The organism is Pseudomonas sp. WS 5411 (genome assembly GCF_012985595.1).
Lineage (GTDB): Bacteria > Pseudomonadota > Gammaproteobacteria > Pseudomonadales > Pseudomonadaceae > Aquipseudomonas > Aquipseudomonas shahriarae.
Map to the genome: position 1 here is coordinate 595352 of NZ_JAARMC010000001.1, position 20169 is coordinate 615520.

At 58.7% G+C, this 20169-nt stretch carries 20 protein-coding genes; 9 read left to right on the forward strand and 11 right to left on the reverse strand.

Annotation, left to right across the window (positions count from 1 at the left end; all coding sequences use genetic code 11):
- Positions 1 to 7: 7 nt before the first annotated feature.
- Positions 8 to 946 (reverse strand): bifunctional riboflavin kinase/FAD synthetase, encoded by a 939-nt coding sequence (gene ribF, locus HBR93_RS02715; protein WP_057441100.1) that lies wholly within the window; start codon positions 944 to 946, stop codon positions 8 to 10.
- A 118-nt stretch (positions 947 to 1064) separates the two neighbouring features.
- On the reverse strand, positions 1065 to 2603 hold the full coding sequence (gene murJ, locus HBR93_RS02720; protein WP_115129037.1) for a murein biosynthesis integral membrane protein MurJ: 1539 nt from the start codon (positions 2601 to 2603) through the stop codon (positions 1065 to 1067).
- 253 nt (positions 2604 to 2856) lie between these two features.
- On the opposite strand from murJ, the gene rpsT reads away from it, so the two are divergent.
- The gene (rpsT, locus tag HBR93_RS02725) at positions 2857 to 3135 is read left to right on the forward strand and encodes a 30S ribosomal protein S20 (RefSeq protein WP_003215870.1); all 279 of its coding nucleotides are present in this window, start codon (positions 2857 to 2859) and stop codon (positions 3133 to 3135) included.
- Positions 3136 to 3326: 191 nt separating this feature from the next.
- Here rpsT and HBR93_RS02730 read toward each other — a convergent pair whose 3' ends face one another.
- The 5 genes from HBR93_RS02730 to rplU all read right to left on the reverse strand — a co-directional run bounded on the left by HBR93_RS02730 (position 3327) and on the right by rplU (position 7071).
- The gene (locus HBR93_RS02730) at positions 3327 to 3791 is read right to left on the reverse strand and encodes a CreA family protein (protein ID WP_169959790.1); all 465 of its coding nucleotides are present in this window, start codon (positions 3789 to 3791) and stop codon (positions 3327 to 3329) included.
- A gap of 13 nt (positions 3792 to 3804) precedes the next feature.
- The gene (gene proB / locus HBR93_RS02735; protein ID WP_057441105.1) at positions 3805 to 4923 is read right to left on the reverse strand and encodes a glutamate 5-kinase; all 1119 of its coding nucleotides are present in this window, start codon (positions 4921 to 4923) and stop codon (positions 3805 to 3807) included.
- Between the two features lie 123 nt (positions 4924 to 5046).
- Positions 5047 to 6270: an Obg family GTPase CgtA gene (gene cgtA, locus HBR93_RS02740; RefSeq protein ID WP_057441108.1), complete on the reverse strand. Its 1224-nt coding sequence runs from the start codon at positions 6268 to 6270 to the stop codon at positions 5047 to 5049.
- Between the two features lie 194 nt (positions 6271 to 6464).
- A complete protein-coding gene (gene rpmA / locus HBR93_RS02745) occupies positions 6465 to 6722 on the reverse strand; it encodes a 50S ribosomal protein L27 (protein WP_029292052.1) in 258 nt (85 codons plus the stop codon).
- A gap of 34 nt (positions 6723 to 6756) precedes the next feature.
- Entirely contained in the window at positions 6757 to 7071 is a 315-nt protein-coding gene (gene rplU, locus HBR93_RS02750; RefSeq protein WP_003176051.1) for a 50S ribosomal protein L21, read from the reverse strand.
- Between the two features lie 239 nt (positions 7072 to 7310).
- On the opposite strand from rplU, the gene HBR93_RS02755 reads away from it, so the two are divergent.
- From HBR93_RS02755 to HBR93_RS02765, 3 genes are all read left to right on the forward strand, one after another.
- A complete protein-coding gene (locus HBR93_RS02755; RefSeq protein WP_032861875.1) occupies positions 7311 to 8279 on the forward strand; it encodes a polyprenyl synthetase family protein in 969 nt (322 codons plus the stop codon).
- Positions 8280 to 8452: 173 nt separating this feature from the next.
- A complete protein-coding gene (locus HBR93_RS02760) occupies positions 8453 to 8794 on the forward strand; it encodes a zinc ribbon domain-containing protein YjdM (RefSeq protein WP_115129038.1) in 342 nt (113 codons plus the stop codon).
- A gap of 195 nt (positions 8795 to 8989) precedes the next feature.
- The gene (locus HBR93_RS02765; protein ID WP_038443494.1) at positions 8990 to 9247 is read left to right on the forward strand and encodes a hypothetical protein; all 258 of its coding nucleotides are present in this window, start codon (positions 8990 to 8992) and stop codon (positions 9245 to 9247) included.
- A 106-nt stretch (positions 9248 to 9353) separates the two neighbouring features.
- On the opposite strand, the gene HBR93_RS02770 is transcribed toward HBR93_RS02765, so the two are convergent.
- Positions 9354 to 9971 (reverse strand): FKBP-type peptidyl-prolyl cis-trans isomerase, encoded by a 618-nt coding sequence (locus HBR93_RS02770; protein WP_038443496.1) that lies wholly within the window; start codon positions 9969 to 9971, stop codon positions 9354 to 9356.
- Positions 9972 to 10118: 147 nt separating this feature from the next.
- Positions 10119 to 10607, reverse strand: coding sequence for a TIGR00645 family protein (locus HBR93_RS02775; protein WP_057441112.1), 489 nt, complete (start codon positions 10605 to 10607; stop codon positions 10119 to 10121).
- A 164-nt stretch (positions 10608 to 10771) separates the two neighbouring features.
- Between HBR93_RS02775 and HBR93_RS02780 the strand changes: the two genes are divergently transcribed.
- A complete protein-coding gene (locus HBR93_RS02780) occupies positions 10772 to 12592 on the forward strand; it encodes a hypothetical protein (protein WP_169959791.1) in 1821 nt (606 codons plus the stop codon).
- A gap of 8 nt (positions 12593 to 12600) precedes the next feature.
- Here HBR93_RS02780 and HBR93_RS02785 read toward each other — a convergent pair whose 3' ends face one another.
- Both HBR93_RS02785 and HBR93_RS02790 read right to left on the reverse strand, forming a co-directional pair.
- Positions 12601 to 12921 (reverse strand): hypothetical protein, encoded by a 321-nt coding sequence (locus HBR93_RS02785; protein WP_057958387.1) that lies wholly within the window; start codon positions 12919 to 12921, stop codon positions 12601 to 12603.
- A gap of 214 nt (positions 12922 to 13135) precedes the next feature.
- Positions 13136 to 15574, reverse strand: coding sequence for an ATP-binding protein (locus HBR93_RS02790; RefSeq protein WP_115129040.1), 2439 nt, complete (start codon positions 15572 to 15574; stop codon positions 13136 to 13138).
- 265 nt (positions 15575 to 15839) lie between these two features.
- Here HBR93_RS02790 and HBR93_RS02795 point away from each other — a divergent pair, with 265 nt between their 5' ends.
- The 4 genes from HBR93_RS02795 (at position 15840) to HBR93_RS02810 (ending at position 20114) form a co-directional block, all read left to right on the forward strand.
- On the forward strand, positions 15840 to 16328 hold the full coding sequence (locus HBR93_RS02795) for a DUF3015 domain-containing protein (protein ID WP_057441118.1): 489 nt from the start codon (positions 15840 to 15842) through the stop codon (positions 16326 to 16328).
- Between the two features lie 94 nt (positions 16329 to 16422).
- Entirely contained in the window at positions 16423 to 18276 is a 1854-nt protein-coding gene (locus HBR93_RS02800; protein WP_169959792.1) for a DUF4105 domain-containing protein, read from the forward strand.
- Between the two features lie 159 nt (positions 18277 to 18435).
- On the forward strand, positions 18436 to 18738 hold the full coding sequence (locus tag HBR93_RS02805) for a chorismate mutase (protein ID WP_169959793.1): 303 nt from the start codon (positions 18436 to 18438) through the stop codon (positions 18736 to 18738).
- A gap of 290 nt (positions 18739 to 19028) precedes the next feature.
- Positions 19029 to 20114, forward strand: a complete 1086-nt coding sequence (locus tag HBR93_RS02810; RefSeq protein WP_057958383.1) for a type I restriction endonuclease — start codon at positions 19029 to 19031, stop codon at positions 20112 to 20114.
- Positions 20115 to 20169: the final 55 nt, after the last annotated feature.

Here is a 20169-nt window from a genome sequence, read left to right on the forward strand (position 1 = left end):
CTCTTCATTAGCGATGGGCGCTAGGTGCGGCTAGTGCACGGGCGGCGGCGACATCCGCATTGATCGCCGTTTTCAGCGCCTCCAGGGAGGCGAATCGCTGCTCTTCACGCAGCTTTTGGTGGAAAACCACCGTCAAACGCCGGTCATACAAATCCCCGGCAAAATCCAAAAGGTGAACTTCCAGGTGGGCCTTGCCATCACCTGCAACCGTTGGCCTGACGCCTATATTGGCGACTCCGGGCCAGGGTTGACCGTCAATATCGACACTCACCAGGTACACCCCGGTCAGTGGCACGCGACGGCGCTTGAGTTGCACGTTGGCGGTTGGCGTGCCCAGTTGGCGCGCCAGCTTCTGGCCGTGCAGGACCCGCCCGGCAATCCGGAACGGGCGACCGAGCAAACGCTCGGCCAAGGCGAAGTCGGCAGCGGCCAAGGCATTTCGCACCTGGGTGCTGCTCACGCGCAGGCCGTCCAGTTCGACGGTTTGCGCGGCTTCGACGGTAAACCCCTGGGTCACGCCGGCCTGCTGCAGGAAATCGAAATCCCCTACCCGGTCGCAACCGAAGCGGAAGTCGTCGCCGACCTCCAGATGCTGCACGCCCAAGCCATCGACGAGGATACGGTCGACGAACTCGGTGGCGCTGAGACTGCGCAAACGCTGGTTGAAGGCCAGGCACAGAACCCGGTCCACGCCCTCTTCGGCCAGCAGTTGCAGTTTGTCCCGCAAGCGGGCCAAACGGGCTGGAGCCGTCTCGGGAGTGAAGAACTCACGGGGCTGCGGCTCGAAAATCACCACGCAGCTGGGCACGCCCAACTCGACTGCGCGCTCGCGCAGCCGCGCCAGGATCGCCTGGTGGCCACGGTGAACACCGTCAAAGTTGCCAATAGTGGCGACGCAGCCCCGATGCTCGGGGCGCAGGTTGTGGAGACCTCGAACCAGCTGCATAACGCGCTTCTTGCTCATAAAGTGGTCGATTATAACCACACCCGGCCCCGGACGACAGGCAACAGCACAGGCCAAATGATCCGAATCGAAAAAACAGCCGGCTTATTGTTGATTGCGATCAATTCAGCGCCTTGCGATTGAAATCCCGCAGGCGGAAGCCCAGCAGCAGCAACATGCCAAAGTAGGCGATCACCCCGGCCACCACCAGCAGGCCCAGGCGCAGGAATCGCTCAAGCATCTGCCCCTCGCCCCACGCCGGCATCCAGTGCATCAACCCCAGCAATACCGCCGACATCACCGCCACCGCCACCAGCAATTTGAGGGCGAACATGCCCCAGCCTGGCTGCGGTTGATACATTTTTTGTTTGCGCAATTGATAGAACAACAGGCCGGCATTGATGCACGCCCCGGCACTGATCGCCAGGGCCAGGCCCGCGTGAGCCAGCGGCCCGATGAAGATCAGGTTGAACAGCTGGGTGACCACCAGGGTGAAAATCGCAATTTTCACCGGGGTCCGGATGTTTTGCTGGGCGTAAAAGCCCGGCGCGAGGACCTTGATCACGATAATCCCCAGCAACCCCACCGAATAGGCGACCAATGCACGCTGGGTCATCAAGGCGTCGAACGCGCTGAACTGGCCGTACTGGAACAGCGAAACGGTCAGCGGCTCGGCCAGGATCCCCAGGGCCAGGGAGCATGGCAGCACCAGCACAAAGCACAGGCGCAGGCCCCAATCGAGAATACGCGAGTATTCGTGGCGGTCCTTGCTGGCATAGGTGCGGGCCAGGGTCGGCAGCAAAATGGTGCCCAGCGCCACGCCCAGCACACCGGAGGGCAATTCCATCAGGCGGTCGGCGTAATACATCCACGACACGGAACCGGAGACCAGCAACGAAGCGAATGCGGTGTTGATAATCAGGGAAATCTGGCTGACCGATACCCCGAGAATCGCCGGCAGCATGTTTTTCATCACCCGCCACACGCCCGTGTCCTTGAGGTTCAGGCGCGGCAGCACAAGCATGCCAATCTTTTTCAGGTGCGGCAGTTGATACAACAGTTGCGCCAGGCCACCGGCCAGCACCGCCCAGCCGAGCGCCATCACCGGCGGATCGAAGTACGGCGTGAGGAACAGGGCAAAGATGATCATGCTGACGTTAAGCAGGGTCGGCACAAACGCCGGCACCGAGAACCGGTTCCAGGTATTGAGGATCGCGCCCGCCAGGGAAGACAGGGAAATCAGCAATATATAAGGAAAGGTCACCCGCAACAGATCACTGGTCAGGGCGAATTTTTCCGGAGTGTTGGCAAACCCGGGCGCCGTGGCCCAGATAATCCAGGGCGCAGCGAGCATCCCGGCGACGGTCACCAGCATCAGCACCAGGGTCAGCAGGCCCGAGACATAGGCGATAAAGGTGCGGGTGGCCTCCTCGCCCTGCTGGGTCTTGTATTCCGCCAGGATCGGCACGAACGCCTGGGAAAACGCGCCCTCGGCGAAGATCCGCCGCAGCAGGTTAGGCAGTTTGAACGCGATAAAGAAGGCATCCGTGGCCATGCTCGCGCCAAAAATACGTGCGATGAGGGTGTCACGCACAAACCCCAGAACCCGGGAAATCATGGTGATCGAGCTGACGGCGGCCAACGACTTGAGCAGATTCATTGAAAGAGTTTTTGCCTATAGATAAAGAGCAGGCGAACAAAGCGCCTACTTATGCGATACTGCGCGCCTGCAACAGCACAGAGCCAAAGCTCGCGAGTTTACAGGTCAAGCGCCGGAAATAAATCACCCGCCTCTTCAGATCGACCACTCAGCAGTTCGCATCAGCCGCCCTTGACAAGACTTCAACTCATCGGCATGATTCGCGGCCTATTTTGTTTGCTATTTCCTAAAAAGTCTTTCGAGGAGCTCGACGGTGGCCAACACACCTTCCGCCAAAAAACGTGCAAAACAGGCTGAGAAGCGTCGCAGCCACAACGCCAGCCTGCGTTCCATGGTTCGTACCTACATCAAGAATGTAGTTAAGGCCATTGACGCAAAAGACGCTGAAAAAGCTCAAGCTGCTTACGTTCTGGCCGTGCCAGTTATCGACCGTATGGCCGATAAAGGCATCATCCACAAGAACAAAGCTGCTCGCCATAAAGGTCGTCTGAATGGCCACATCAAGGCTCTGAACCTTGCTGCTGCAGCCTAAGCGATAAGCTTGTTAAAAAACCGACCCCAGGGTCGGTTTTTTATTGCCTACGATTTATGCCGCCTCCCAAAAACAAATGTGGGAGCCGGCTTGCCTGCGACAGGTACATAACATCCAACATTGAAGTCGACTGTTAAACCGCTATCGCAGGCAAGCCAGCCCCCACATAAAGCAGAGCGGAGCTGCCAGGCTTATTGCGCGCCAGGCCACGGCAGGATCGGAATCGCCGTCACCGCATTCTGCGGGCTGCCTTCGATCAGACGGTCGCTGTAGACCAGGTACACCAGGGTATTGCGCTTCTTGTCGAGGAAGCGCACCACCTGCATGGTCTTGAACACCAGCGAGGTACGCTCCTTGAACACTTCATCGCCATCCTTGAGCTCGCCCTTGAAGCGAATCGGCCCCACCTGACGACAGGCAATGGATGCCTCGGCACGATCCTCGGCCAAGCCCAGACCACCCTTCACCCCACCCGTCTTGGCGCGAGACAGGTAGCAAGTCACGCCATCTACCTTGGGATCATCAAAAGCCTCGACCACGATCCGATCATTGGGGCCGACAAACTTGAACACGGTCGACACCTGGCCAATCTCTTCGGCCAAAGCCAGCAGCGGCATCACCATCAGCAGCCCCAGCAACCCCTTCATTACGCGCATCGCAATTTTCCCTTTAGACCAGAATCAGGTTATCGCGGTGAACCAGTTCCGGCTCAGCCATGTAACCCAACAGACCGACAATCGACTCAGACGACTGCCCAATGATTTTCTGCGCCTCAAGGGCACTGTAGTTGGCCAGCCCACGGGCAATCTCACGACCGTCCGGCGCGACACACACCACCATTTCACCGCGACGGAAGCTACCCTGGACCAGCTTGACGCCTACCGGCAACAAGCTCTTGTTGCCCTGGGACAGCGCCGACACCGCACCCGCATCCAGCACCAGGGTGCCACGGGTCTGCAGATGGCCAGCCAGCCACTGCTTACGCGCCGCCAGCATGCCACGCTCGGGCGACAGCAATGTGCCGATGCGCTCGCCTGCCTTGAGGCGATCCAGCACGCGCTCCAGGCGCCCGCCGACGATGATGGTATGGGCACCCGAACGGGCCGCCAGGCGCGCCGCGCGCAGCTTGGTCTGCATGCCACCACGCCCCAACGCACCACCGACACTGCCCGCTACCGCATCGAGCGCCGGATCATCGGCCCGCGCTTCGTAAATCAGCTGAGCGTCAGGATTGTTGCGCGGATCGGCATCAAACATGCCATCGCGATCCGTGAGGATCACCAGCAGGTCAGCCTCCACCAGGTTGGCCACCAGGGCCGCCAGGGTGTCGTTATCGCCAAAGCGGATTTCGTCGGTCACCACGGTGTCGTTCTCGTTGATCACCGGGATCACCTTGAGCTCGACCAGGGCACGCAAGGTGCTACGGGCATTGAGGTAGCGCTTGCGGTCGGACAGATCGTCATGGGTCAGCAGAATCTGCGCGGTATGGCGGCCGTGCTCGGCAAAACTGGATTCCCAGGCCTGCACCAACCCCATCTGACCAATCGCAGCAGCGGCCTGCAACTCATGCATCGCGCTGGGTCGCGCGGTCCAGCCAAGGCGGCTCATCCCGGCGGCAACCGCCCCGGACGACACCAGCACCAACTCGACACCTGCCTCATGCAAGGCCACCATCTGTTCAACCCAGACGCTCATGGCTGCGCGATCCAGCCCCTTGCCATCCGCCGTCAGCAGCGCACTCCCGATCTTTACGACCCAGCGTTGCGCACCCGTCACTTTGCTCCGCATCATCTTCAACCTTAGATTGAGGGCCACGCGACCCAGCGCGGCCCATAACGTTATTCGTGACTACCGATTTCCAGATACTAAAACGCCGCTCGATTGAGCGGCGCTTAAGTTTATCGCAACAGATCAGTCACGCACGTAAATGATTTCTGGACCATCTTCATCATCCACATCTTCCTCGTCCCAATCATCATCACCGATGTCATGGACCGACTTGACGCCACTGCGACGCAGGGCACGCTGGTCATCCAGCGCCTGCAACTGGGCACGCGCCTCGTCTTCGATACGCTGGTCGAGGTCAGCCAATTCAGCCTTGTAGGCCGGGTCGGCAGCCAGGCGATCAGCACGATCTTCCAGGTAACGCATGATGTCGCGGGTCAAACGCTCAGTGCCTTCTTTGGCAATGGCGGAGATCACGTAGACCGGACCTTCCCACTGCAGGCGGTCAACAATTTCCTTGACCCGCTCTTCGTGCTCTTCCTCGAGGATCTGGTCGCACTTGTTCAGCACCAGCCAACGGTCACGCTCAGCCAGGGACGGACTGAACTTGGTCAATTCGTTGACGATCACTTCAGCCGCGTCCGGCGCACTGGTTTCATCCAGCGGCGCCATGTCGACGAGGTGCAGCAACAGACGGGTACGGGACAAGTGCTTGAGGAAGCGAATCCCCAGACCCGCGCCATCGGAAGCACCTTCGATCAGGCCCGGAATATCCGCGATCACGAAGCTCTTCCAGCGATCGACGCTGACCACACCCAGGTTTGGCACCAGAGTGGTGAACGGGTAATCCGCAACTTTCGGCTTAGCGGCCGACACCGAGCGAATGAAGGTACTTTTGCCCGCGTTTGGCAGACCCAGCAGGCCCACATCCGCCAGCACTTTCATTTCCAGCTTCAGGTCACGCTGCTCGCCCGGCTTGCCCGGCGTGGTCTGGCGCGGCGCACGGTTGGTACTGGACTTGAATCGGGTGTTACCCAGACCGTGCCAACCACCCTGCACAACCATCAATTTCTGGCCGGCCTTGGTCAGGTCGCCAATCACTTCCTGGGTGGCAGAGTCGATGATCGTGGTGCCGACCGGTACACGCAGCACCAGATCCTCACCCTTTTTACCGGTGCAGTCAGTGCTGCCGCCGTTGGAGCCGCGCTCGGCATCGAAGTGCCGGGTGTAACGGTAGTCCACCAGGGTATTGAGGTTTTCGTCGGCCATCATGTAGATGGAACCGCCATCACCACCGTCGCCGCCGTTCGGGCCACCGTTTTCGATGAACTTTTCGCGACGGAAACTCATGCAACCATTGCCGCCGTCGCCAGCTTTTACTCGGATCGAAACTTCATCAACGAACTTCATAACAAAACGCCTCTCGCCGCACGGACGAGCTTAAGAAACCAAGACATAAGACTCTTGCAAAAATGAGCGCAGCAACCTCAATCAGCGACCGCAAATCCCGCTGCCTTCGCCCACCACAAACAGCTTTGCAAGAGACTCACCCCACAAACGAAAAAGCCCCGTCGCAAGACAGGGCTTTTCCAGCGAGCTCGCAATTAAGCCGAGACAACGCTCACGTAACGGCGGTTGAACGCGCCTTTTACTTCAAACTTGATCACGCCTTCGATTTTCGCGAAGAGGGTGTGATCTTTACCCATGCCTACACCGTAACCGGCGTGGAATTGGGTGCCGCGCTGACGCACGATGATGTTGCCCGGAATGATTTTCTGGCCGCCATACATCTTAACGCCAAGGCGTTTGGCTTCTGAGTCGCGACCGTTACGGGTACTACCACCAGCTTTTTTGTGTGCCATGAGTCAATTCTCCTAGTGAGGAATTAGGCTGAAATTAAGCCTGAATACCGGTGATTTTGATCTCGGTGTACCACTGGCGGTGGCCCATACGCTTCATGTGGTGCTTACGACGACGGAACTTGATGATGCGGACTTTATCGTGACGACCTTGGGAGATCACTTCAGCCACAACGGTAGCGCCAGCAACAACTGGAGCGCCGATGTTCACGTCATCGCCATTGGCGACCAACAGAACGCGATCAAAAGTAACGGATTCGCCGGTAGCGATTTCCAGTTTTTCGATCTTCAGGTATTCACCTGGGGCGACCTTGTATTGCTTGCCACCAGTAACAATTACTGCGTACGACATGGTATTTCTCCGATAATCCTGCTCACCCAGCGCTTTATAAGAAGAGGTATTGGCTGGCATGGCTGCATGGGATGGACGTCCCGAATGCAATTGCGTAAGGCAGGTGCTGCCCAGGAAGTTCAGGGTGCGCGATTGTACGCAAGCTGTGGAAGGCTTGCAAGTAGCCGTCTATCGCGCCTTGACACCCAGGGGCGCGGGTCCTAGCATGCCGCGCAACCCTTCTGGAGCGACTGTCGCTGATGCAACCCCAAGCTTTCTACCGCGCGGTGGCGGACGATTTTAGCGCCGTCGACGGCATCATCAAGAAGCAGCTGACTTCTAAAGTGCCGCTGGTCTCCAAAATTGGCGACTACATTACTTCGGCCGGCGGTAAACGCCTGCGTCCTTTATTAGTGCTGCTGTGTGGCAAGGCCCTGGGCCGCGAAGGCGATGACCTGCGCCTGCTGGCCGCCACTATCGAGTTCCTGCACACCGCCACCCTGCTGCACGACGACGTGGTCGACATGTCTGGCATGCGCCGGGGTCGCGAGACCGCCAATGCCATGTGGGGCAACGCGCCCAGCGTGCTGGTGGGTGACTTCCTGTATTCGCGCTCGTTCGAAATGATGGTCGAGCTGGGCTCGATGCCGGTGATGAAGATCCTGTCCCAGGCCACGCGCATCATCGCCGAAGGCGAAGTGCTGCAACTGTCCAAGGTACGCGACGCCAGCACCACCGAAGAAACCTACATGGAAGTGATTCGCGGCAAGACCGCGATGCTCTTCGAAGCCTCGACCCACAGCGCCGCCGCCCTGTGCGAGGCGACCGCCGAACAGGCCGAAGCCCTGCGCACCTTTGGCGATCATCTGGGCGTGGCCTTCCAGTTGGTGGATGACCTGCTCGATTATCGCGGCGACGCAGAAACCCTGGGCAAGAACGTCGGTGACGACCTGGCCGAAGGCAAGCCGACCCTGCCGCTGATCTACACCATGCGCGAAGGCACCCCGGAACAAGCGGCACTGGTGCGCAAGGCGATCCAGAAAGGCGGCATCGAAGACCTGGAAAGCATCCGCGCTGCCGTGGAAGCCTCGGGCTCGCTCGACTACACCGCACAACTGGCCCGTGACTACGTGGCCCGCGCCATCAAATGCCTGGAAGCCCTTCCAGCCAGCGAATACCGGGATGCCCTGGTGGAGCTGAGTGAGTTTGCGGTAGCCCGTACTCACTAACGCTCTGTGGGAGCCGGCTTACCTGCGATAGCATCACCTCGCTACAGCTGATAGACCGAGGTGTCTGCATCGCAGGCAAGCCAGCTTCCACATTTAGACCGCATCGCCCCTCCCCCCGACAAAACCCTATATAATGTGCGACTTTTAGCCATCCTGACTTTCAAGGAGCTTTAGTGAGCACGTTGCCACCCTGCCCAAAATGCAATTCCGAATACACCTACGAAGACGGCGCCCAGCTGATCTGCCCGGAATGCGCCCATGAGTGGTCCGCCGGTGGTGAAGCCGAAACAACCAGCGATGAGACCGTAAAAAAAGACTCTGTTGGTAACGTCCTGCAAGACGGCGACACCATCACCGTGATCAAGGACCTCAAGGTCAAGGGCACCTCGCTGGTGGTCAAGGTCGGCACCAAGGTCAAGAACATCCGCCTGTGCGATGGCGACCACGATATCGACTGCAAGATCGACGGTATCGGCCCGATGAAGCTCAAGTCCGAGTTCGTCCGCAAGGTCTGACCGGCCTGCCCCCCATCCCGCGCCTGACGCGGGATGGCGTTTCACCCTCCCCCCATGACCTCCCCAGTAGCAAAAGGCCAGCCCTGTTGACCTTGCACAATGTCCACTCCGAAAAACCAGGAAATTGCCAATAGGCACTTGCTATTCTACGAATAAGAATTATTCTCATTGAAACCCTTCAAGGAGATGCGACCCATGACTTATTTGATTGATGCCTGGCTGGACCGTCCGCACCCTTACCTGCGGATCCTTCATCGGGAAACCGGCGAAGTGTGTGCGGTGCTGGAAGAAGAAGCGCTGAATGAACTGCAGGACCAGGGCGACCTGGACGTCAACGGCCTGAGTTCCAGTGAGCCTGGAGTGCTGAAGGAGGTGGTGAGGAATCTGTTTCTGTTCTGCTATGCCCGAGCGTTGCGCCCGGTGACGGAGCTCAATGGCAAGTTTCACCCATGAGCCACCACCCGCTTTATGTGGGAACTGGCTTGCTCGCGATGCAGGCAAGCCAGCCCCCCACACAAGCCCGGCCCTATAGAGAGCCAGGCGTAACCTGCAGCGGGTCTTACAGAACGTCGAGCAGCTCGACGTCAAATACCAGAACGCTGTGCGGCGGGATGCTGCCAACGCCTTGTGCGCCGTAAGCCAGTTCGCTCGGCACGTACAGGCGCCATTTGCTGCCGGCATTCATCAGTTGCAGGGCTTCGGTCCAGCCAGCGATCACGCCGCCGACCGGGAATTCTGCCGGCTGACCACGCTCGTAGGAACTGTCGAACACAGTGCCGTCGATCAGGGTGCCATGGTAGTGGGTACGCACCTGGTCTTCACGGGTCGGCTTGGCGCCGTCACCAGCGGTCAGCACTTCAAATTGCAGGCCGGAAGCCAGGGTGGTGATGCCGTCACGCTTGGCGTTTTCAGCCAGGAAAGCCAGGCCAGCACCCGCGGCCGCTTCAGCCTTGGCGGCTGCTTCGGCTTGCATGATGTCGCGGATCACTTTGAAGCTGGCAGCCATTTGTTCCTGGTCAACACGGCTTGGCTTACCGCCGAACGCGTCGGTCAGGCCGGCCAGGATCGCGTCCAGGCTGACGCCCGGTGGCGGGTTGTCGCGCAGTTGGTCACCCAACTGACGGCCAATGCCGTAGCTGACGCGGGTTTCGTCGGTGGACAGATTGACTTCGGACATGGAAAGGCTCCGCTGTAGGACAACCCCAAGATCCTGCAAAAGCGCAGTTTCTTGCGTGTCATCCAAACTAAAAGGGCGAGCAGACTAGCACACTCGCCCTACGCTTGATCAGCCCAAAATCCCAGGCAAACAGGCGCCCGGCGCGGATCAATGCTTGGTGAGTTTATCCAGGTAGCCCATGGCAAACGCCGAGATCACGAAGGTCATGTGAATGATCACGTACCACATCAGGTGCTGTGGATCGACATTCTTGGCATCCATGAAGATACGCAGCAGGTGGATCGAGGAAATCGCCACGATGGAGGCCGCCACTTTCATCTTCAGCGACGAAGAGTCCATGGTGCCCAGCCAGTTGAGCTTTTCCTTGTTGTCGTCGATATCCAGTTGCGAGACGAAATTCTCGTAGCCGGAAATCATCACCATCACCAGCAAGCCACCCACCAGGGCCATGTCGATCAACGACAGCAGCACCAGGATCAGCTCCGACTCGGCCATCGCAAAGACATTGGGCAGCAGATGGATCACTTCCTGGAAGAATTTCAGCGCCAACGCCAGCAGCCCGAGGGACAAGCCGAAATAGATCGGCGCCAGCAGCCAGCGGGAGGCGTACATTGCATTTTCGATAAAGCGTTCCATGGAATCTCACACAGCTTGGCTAGAAATGGCGGCGAGTATATCAGCCGCGCACATCGCGCCATAACCACCCGGAAACTGACCTGTAGCGCTTCTGTAAGACAATTTTTCTGCTAGTGTCGGCCCCATCAACGTGGCTCGATGCTGCCGGACAGGAATCTCAAATAATGGATGTGCGATCTCCCTTGGCCAGTCTTGGCCTGTGTGTGGCATTGCTGGCGGCCAGCGGCTGCTCCCCCAGCGACGAGCACAAGCAAGCCACTCTCGAAGAAAAAACCGCCCAGTTCGAACAGTCCCTGGACACCATCCAGGATCCCCGCCTCAAAGAGGCCGTAGGCGAACTGGGCGGCTCGCTGCTGCTACTGGAGCGGGCGCGCATCAAGCTCGACACCAAGCCTGTCGAGACCGAGTACGGGGAAAACGCCCTGGCCGTGCTTGCCCACTACCCTACCCCGCAAGCCCTGGTAGATACCTACATCAACGGGCTGTTTGTCCTGCGCAAGAACTCGCACTCGGACTACCTGACCGATCTGCAACCGGTGTTCCCGTTCAGTTTCAATATGCCGGACCAATTCCCCTTCCCCCATGGCCTGGAATGGCAGTCGGTGACCCTGAGCAACAACAAGGTCATCCCGTTCCAGCCGGAATGGTCGGAAACCGACCCCGGTATTCAGTTGAGCCCCAGCAGCTCCAACCTGACCAACCCGGACGACCTGACCGTGACCTATCCGTTCATCGAAGGTATCGAGACGGACAACAAGAGCCAGCCGCAGCCCGTCATGCTCAAAGGCCAGGTCGAGGTGATTGCCCCGAGTAAAGTCCTGGCCTTCGACCTGACCCGCCAGGACGTGGGCCAGAAACGCACTCAGGAAAACATCACGCTGACCCTGCTGGCCCTGGAAAACAACTACGCAGAGATCGAGCTGAGCAACACCAGCCCCCTGGCGCCACAAGTGGCGGATGAATCACCCAACCCGCTGCTGGTCCAGGCCCGGGACACCACGGGGCAGTTTCTTTCCCGCTCCGGCTCGATCAACGAAAGTGCCTCCCAGGTCGCCTTCTACGAGCAGCAACTGGCACAGATGCGCAAGCAGAACACCTGGTCCGAGGCCTTTGAGAAACAGTTGGAAGACGCGCAAAAAGCCTTTGAACAAAAGCAGGCCAGCCACTACGCCAAGGTCTACTTCAACGGGGTGATCGATACGCTGCAGGTCAACGTGCTGGATTTCTCCGACGCGACAGTCACCCATAAGGATCTGGAGCTGCCTGTACGGCGCTTCGACAAGAACAGCCTGGAAAAGACCGTCCAGGGCCTGCCCATGCCGGTCACCGTGTATGACGACCAAGCTGCGGACTGGCTCAAAAGTGCCACGCTCTCCGAAGACCAGCTCAAAAGCAGCATCACCATCAGCCAGTCAGTAGAGGACGCCAGCGCCGCCCACATCACCTTCGACCACCCTTTCACCTTCAATGACGACCTGGTCGGCTCGACACGCACCAGCAGCGACGCCCCGCTGACGTTCTTTACCGCAGATGATGAAGGCAACCGCGGGGAACCCATCGAGTTGCCCACCGAAGCCTTTGAAGTCGACCCATGGCGCGGCGCCATCACCTACGATCTCAATTTATTCCCGGAAACCCCGGCCTATGCGGTGGGATCCATCCCGCTGTTCCTGGCCACGATCGAAAAAAACACCCTCGACACCACGCACTTGCCCAAGGGCCTGTTGCTGAAAGATAACGCCCTGATCGTCGACCAGGCGCTGTTCCCTTCCGACAGCTGGCGGTTCTTTGCCAAGGACGCCAGCGGCAACTACCTGAAGGAAATCCTAGGCGTCAGCCACCGCGCCGAGGAATACGGCACCGCACTGTTTGACGTGCATTACTTTTATGGCCAGCCGACCGTGCTTGAAACCTACCAGCGCACTGCGCTGAACACGCTGCAATACGGCTTTGAGGTCAAGCTGGACAAGCCCGAGACCAAATAAGCCGTGGGCTAGAGGTGAACCGCATGAACCCGCCCGCCATTGAGCTGGCGCAGGTGTGCCTGCAGGTGCAGGCACCATATCTGCGGATCGTCGGCCAGTTCATAGCCGTGCAGGGTCAGGCTTTGCACGATGGATTCCAGCATATTTTCTGCGACGAACGGCCCAGGGAAGGGCCCCTGGGACTTGATGGTCGAGGGCTGCTCGCCGGTCATTCCTGCGGCAAACAGCAACGTCCACATCCCGGTATCCCCCGCAAGAGGGCGAATGGAACATTCAATTCGGGTGACCAGGCCCAGGCACTGGCGAGTGAGGCAAAGGCTGCGCGGCATGGCGGCGACCCTCGGTAGATCCGGTGTTCAGCCTCCAGACACAAGGCTGTCTCTATCCCATGACCCCTGTAGCTATCCCTAGAGCTGAGAATAGAAGAAAACCGGTACAAACCAAGGCCGTAGGGACCAACGGCGGTTGGTCCCGAAAAACCCAGTCAAAATCATGACACGCTTCTGTAGGGGCGAGCGAGCTCGCGCACCTACAGTGGAAACCTCAGCTTGGCTTGGCTGCGGCCAACGCCTGCTGCGCCAGCTCCTTTTCCGCCTCCTTGAGGTCTTCTTCGCTGATCATCTCGGCAATGGCCCGCAGACGCTCAACCACGCGGGCATTGACGCTGCCCTCGGGGAATTGCCCTTCGGCATCCGGCTCACCGGCAGGCTCGCCCACCAACAGGCTCAAGGCTTCGTCGGCCTGGCGCACGGCATACACGTGGAACTGCCCTTGCCTTACCGCCTGCAAGACCTTCTCGTCGAGCATCAACGTCGCGACGTTGGCCTGGGGAATGATCGCACCCTGCTCCCCGGTCAAACCACGGGCCTCGCACAGGCGGAAGAAACCTTCGATCTTCTCGTTGACCCCACCCACCGCCTGCACTTCGCCGAACTGGTTGATCGAGCCGGTGATGGCAAAGCACTGCTTGAGCGGCGTCTTCGACAGTGCCGAAATCAGCGTGCAGGCCTCGCCCAACGAGGCGCTGTCGCCATCGACATAACCGTAGGATTGCTCCAGGGCGATACTTGCGGAGATCGCCAGGGGGAATTCCTGGGCATAACGGCTGCCCAGGTAACCGGTGAGGATCATCACGCCCTTGGAGTGGATCGGCTGGCCGAGGTTGACCTCGCGCTCGATATCGACGATGCCGCTGCCGCCGGGGTACACCGTGGCGGAAATCCGCGCAGGCACACCGAACGCCGAATCACCGACCTCCAGCACGGTCAGCCCGTTGCATTTGCCCACTGCGGCACCCGCCGTGTCGATGAGGATGACCCCGGCGAGCATGTCGTCGAGAATCCGCGCCGAGACCCGCCCGGTGCGCGTGGCCTTGGCTTTCAGTGCACGCTCGATATGCCCGGCGTCGGTGCGTTCGTCGCCCGCCAGATGACGGATGAAGTCCGCCTCGCTGACCAGTTGGAACAGGTCGCCGATCCGCGCCGACAGGCGCGCCTGGTGCTCCGCCAGGCGGGCGCTGTAGGTCGCCAGCCGCGCCACGGCATCCGAGGTCAGCGGCGCCATGCCTTCTTCCGAGGTGCGGGTTTTGAGCAACTGGGCGAATTGCTCCAGGCTCTCATCGACCATCGGGATATCTTCATCGAAATCCACCAGCACCCGGAACATCTCCTGGAAGTCCGGATCCAGATCTTGCAGGGTGTAGTACAGCGAACGGGCGCCGATGATGATGACCTTGACCTGCAACGGGATCACTTGTGGGTTGAGGGTCACAGTGGCCAGGCGGCCCAACTCGCCCAGGGGCGACTCCATCTTCAGCTTGCGCGATTGCAGGGCTCGCTTGAGCGCATCCCAGACAAATGGCTCGCTGAGCATCTTCTCGGCTTCGAGGATCAGGAAACCACCGTTGGCGCGGTGCAACGCCCCCGGGCGCAGCTGGCGATAGGTGGTGTAAAGCGCGCCCTGGTCAGTGCTGTATTCGATACGGCCAAACAGGTTGTCGTAGGTCGGGTGCGGCTCGAACACCACCGGCGCCCCACCATTGAGCGGATGGCCTACCACCAGGCTCGGGCAGTACTGCTCTTCGAGCAACTTGCGCGCCTGGGCGTCGGTTTTCGCGTCATCCACCAGCAGCTCGACCACGGTCTTGAGCAGGTAGACCTGCATGGCTTGCAGGTAGCCGCACACCCCGGCGTTCTCGGCGTACTTTTCCGACAACGGCGCCAGCAACGGCTGCAAGGCCAGGGTGATGGTCTCTTCGTTGAAATGGCGCATCTGGTTGTTGGACTCGCGCTTCCACTGCGGCAAGCTGGCGAGTTCTTCGTTGAGGCGCTCTTCCAACGCGGAAATATCCGTGTGGAAACGCTCGCGGTCGGCTTCCGGCAACTGCGAGAACTCGGCCTCGTCCAGGGCCTTGCCATCGAGCATCGGGGTAAACGCGATATTGGTGCTGTCACGGTACAGCGCCACGTCCTTTTCCAGGGCCAGGCGCTCGATCACATCCAGGGCACGGTCGTAGCGCTGGTTGAAGGCACGGTCGATGGCACTTTTGCGCTGTTGATACGTTGGGTGCTCGAACACTGCCGGAAAGGTGGCGACAAGGTTGTCGATCAGGCCACTGATATCGGCGATAAAGGGCGCCGCACCGCCCGCAGGCAACTCCAGGGCGCGGGGCTCGCGAGGCTCGTCGAAGTTATTGACGTAGACCCAGTCTGCCGGGGTCTGCAGGCGCTTGCCTTCGGCCTTGAGGTAGCGTTTGACGAACGAGAAACGGCCGGTACCGGGCTCGCCCATGACAAATACGTTGTAACCGGGGCGCGGCATGGCCACACCGAACTGCAAGGCTTCAACCGCGCGTTCCTGGCCAAGCACACCGCGAAAGGGCTCCAAATCATTGGTGGTCGAGAAGCTGAACTGTTCAGCGGAGAAAGGACGGGTCAGCGCTTCGGGCGCTAGACGCAAGCTGGCAGCAACAGGATCAGGCATCGGGCTTCCTTACATCAGGCGGGGCAATGGCGGCATTCTGGCGCCGTGCGTAGCCGGCTGGCAAGGCACGACTGAGGTAAAGCATAGACACGGGATGCCGCCTGCAAAAAAACCAGTCTGCATTGATTGTTTTACAAAAAACCACGGAACCCTTGGAACATGCCTAAACTCCAAACTGCGCGGGTTGGACTAATAACTGGCCCCTAGGGTGCTTTGCGGCGCCTGAACCCTTGTCCATTGGTTTGCACACTAAGAGAACAAAGCTATGAAACGGATCCTTCTCGGTACTCTCTTCACCGTTGTCTCCCTCAATGCAATGGCCGAAGCGCCAGGTGGCCCGAACTGTGGTTGGGGCAACATGTTGTTCGAAGGCCAGCGCGGCACGCCGGCTCACTTCCTCGCTTCCACCACCAACGGCACCTCCGGTAACGCCACCTTCGGCATGACCTCGGGCACCAACGGTTGCAGCACCAACAGCGCGCTGACTTACGGCGGCAAATCGTGGATTGCCATGAATGGCATGATGAACGAGCTGTCCGAAGACATGGCCAAAGGCAATGGCGAAGCTCTGACCACCTATGCCGTGGTCCTGGGCGTTGCTCCAGAAGATCGTGATCACTTCGCCGCTGTGACTCACGAGCACTTCCAGCAGATCTTCAGCAAGGCTGACGTGACCGCAGAAGACGTGCATTCCAACACCCTGGCAATCCTCAAAGGCGATGCCCGCCTGGCGAAATACGCCACCCAGGCTTAAGCTCGACCTGCCCGCGCCCTTACCCGGCGCGGGTTTTATTTTTTGGACCTGCCCCTTTCTTGGGTCTTTATTTATTCCGACTTAAGTTGCCCCTATGCTCAAACGCCTTGCCAGCCTGGCACTCTTCGCCTGCGCCCCGCTATATGCGGCGCCGCACCTTGATGATCAACGTTTGCAGCACCTGGCCAATGATCCGTTCTGGCTCTCGCTGGGGCACTACGAAGCCGGCAAGCTCAAAGGCTGGCGCAGCTATGTCAGCGACGCGAAATTCTTCCTCGCCAAAGACGGCGCGCACCACCCGGACGCCGAACTCAAGGCCACCGTCGACGCGCTCTACGCACCGGCCAGCCTCGGCGAAAAACATGCTCAATGCGTGTATCCGGCCCGCACCCGCTGGCTCAAGGACCAGTTGCACCTGACCGACCTGCCCGCCGTGGACTGCGTCGAATTCAAGCAATGGTTCAAGGATGTCGCGCCCCACAGCGCGGTGATGATCTTCCCCGCGGCCTACCTCAACAGCCCGTCGTCGATGTTCGGCCATACCTTGCTGCGTATCGACCAGGCTGACGTGCAAAGCAACAAGACCGCATTGCTCAGCTACGCGATCAACTTCGGCGCCTACATTGAAGGTTCGGACAACAGCATCCTCTACGCCTGGAAAGGCCTGATGGGTGGTTATCCCGGCCTGTTCGCCCTGGTGCCCTACCAGGAAAAACTCTCGGAATACCGTAGCCTGGAGAACCGCGACCTGTGGGAATACCGCCTGAACCTGACCCAGGTCGAGACCGAGCGCATGGTCGAGCATGTGTGGGAACTCAAGCAGATCCAGTTCGACTACTTCTTCTTCGATGAAAACTGCTCGTACCGCCTGCTGGAATTGCTGCAAGTGGCCCGCCCCGGCCTGCGCCTGACCGAACAGTTCCCGCTGACCGCCATCCCCACCGACACCGTGAAAGCGGTGAAGGACGCGGGCCTGGTGGAAAAGATCGACTACCGTCCGTCCCGCGAACGCGAATTGCTGGAGCGTGCCAAGCCCCTGGACAGTGACGAGCAGCAATGGGTGCTAAAGATCAGCGATGACCAGAAGCAGCTGCAAGACCCGACATTCAAAGCCCTCGGCAAAGACCGCCAGGCCCTGATCATCGACGCCGCCTACCGCCTGGGCCGCTACCGCGCCAACGGCCTGGAGCGCGACAGCGAACGCTCCCAGCGCAGCTTCGAGTTGTTGCGGGCGATCAACCAGAACCCGGCGCCCGACCTGCAGATCGAGCGCCCCGGCCTGCCGGAGAACGGCCATGAGTCGCGCACCTGGCAGGCCGGTATCGGCACCCGTGGCGACAAGGCCTTTGCTGAGTACGGCCTGCGCATGGCCTACCACGACCTCAACGACAACGCCGAAGGCTTCCCCCTGGGCGCGCAGATCGAGATCCTGCAAATGAAACTGCGCCAGTACGAAGGCAACAACTGGCAATTGCAGCAATTGGACCTGGCGACCATCCGCTCCCTGACTCCGCGCAATGAGCTGCTGCAGCCGTTGTCCTGGCAGGTCACCGGCGGCCTGGAACGGGTACCGGGCAAACATGACGACGAAACCCTGGTCAGCCATGTCAACGGCGGCGCCGGCGGCACCTGGCAACTGCACGACGACATGCTCGGCTTCGCCCTCGGCACCGTACGTGTGGAACATAACAACGACTTCAGCGAATTCATCTCCCCTGCGGCCGGCTTTAATACCGGCCTGCTGTGGAAAAACCCACTAGGCAACCTGAGCCTGGAGGCCAAGGGCGACTTTTTCACCAATGGCGAGGTAAGGCGTAGTATCAGCCTGAATCAGCAATGGGAAGTATCACGCAACCTGGGTGTGCGCCTGAGTGCACAACGGGAGTTCAGCCACTTGGCAACGCCGGTGAACGAAGTGATGCTTGAAGTGAAGTGGTATCACTACTGACCGGCCCCAACGCGTATTGAAGATCCAATGTGGGAGCGAGCTTGCCCGCGAAAGGGGTATGTCAGTCGCTGTGGATATGACTGATCCACCGCCATCGAGGGCAAGCCCGCTCCCACATTGGGCCCGCGTTTATCCCGCACCTTAAGGAGTTTTTACGACATGGCCGTTACCTGCACCACCCTTGAACAAGTCCGGGAAAACATCGACCGTCTTGATCGACAGATCGTCGCCCTGCTGGCCGAACGCGGCAGCTTCGTGTCCCAGGCCGCCGGTTTCAAAAAAGACAGCGATGGGGTCAAGGCCCCTCAGCGCGTCGAACAGGTCATCAGCAAGGTTCGCGATTTAGCGCAGACCCTGGACGCCAACCCCGACGTCACTGAGCAGGTGTACCGCGCGATGATTGGCGCATTCATCCAGCAGGAACTGGCCGAACACGCCGCTCTCGCGCAACCCACGACATAAGCCCCTGTGGCGAGCCCGCTCGCCACAACCTCCCCCATGTCTTTCGGGCTAATTGTCGAACAAACTCCTCCCTCCCGCGAACGGTTCTCGCTGCAAACACAATCATACTTTTCGTCCTTCCCCAACTCATTGATAACTGAGAGAAAAATTCTAGGGGAATTTTAGCTTTTCCTTAGTTACCACAAAGTTGCTCTTGCTCAATTCTCTTTATCGAGTTTTGTGTCTAGTATCGGACAGCAATCAAATTGCCACCATGTCTATACACGGATCTGAATAGGTAAGAGGCTTATATGGAATTTTTCGAAAAGCTCACCAGTCTGGCAGCAAAAATTCGCTTGCAAGGTCCAGCCATTCAAACAGAAGAAGCCACAAAAAATGCGTTTGTAATGCCATTTATCAACACGGTATTGGGTTACGACGTGTTCGACCCCCAGGAAGTGACTCCCGAATTTGTCTGCGATATCGGAACAAAAAAGGGGGAAAAAATTGATTACGCAATCATGAAGGACGGCGAGGTTCAAATTCTCATAGAGTGCAAAAAAATCGGTGAGCCACTGAACCTCAACCATGCATCGCAGTTGTTTCGCTACTTCCACGTTACGAGTGCAAGAATCTCGATTCTCACCAACGGTCAGGTCTATAAGTTTTTTACGGATCTGGATGCGCCTAACAAAATGGATGAAAAGCCGTTTCTTGAACTAGACCTTCTGGATATTGATGAATACTCGGTTCCAGAACTGACCAAACTGACGAAATCTGCCTTTGACGTCGACTCAATCATCAATGCAGCTGGTGAGCTGAAATACGTCAGTCAAATCAAAAAAGTCATCGCATCACAGCTCACTAAACCCGAGGATGACTTCGTCAAAGTTTTCGCATCTCGGGTGTACGAAGGCGTCATTACACAAAAAATCCGTGAGCAGTTCTATGAGCTGACCCGCAAAGCCTTGAGCCAGTTTCTCAACGACCAAATCAATGATCGACTCAAATCAGCCATGAGTGGCGCTATCCAGCCGACCATCACCTCTCTACCCGTCTCTGCCAGTGCCAATACAGTCACGACTGAACGTGACGAGTCAGAGGAAAAAGTTCTAACGACACTTGAAGAACTAGAGGGATATCACATCGTAAGAGCTGTCGTGCGCTCGGTGGTCGATGCCAAGCGGATCGTTCAACGAGATACACAAAGCTACTTCGGGATTTTGCTCGACGATAATAATCGCAAGCCCATTTGCCGACTTCACTTTAACCGCAGCCAGAAGTACATCGGTATTTTTGATGAGGAAAAGAACGAAACCCGACACGCAATTTCATCCATTGATGAGATTTACGAATACTCAGACCATCTGAAGAAAACGGTAGGGTACTACGACTAACGATAAGATGACCTGAGCCCCCCCTGTGGCGAGCGGGCTTGCCCCGCGTTGGGCT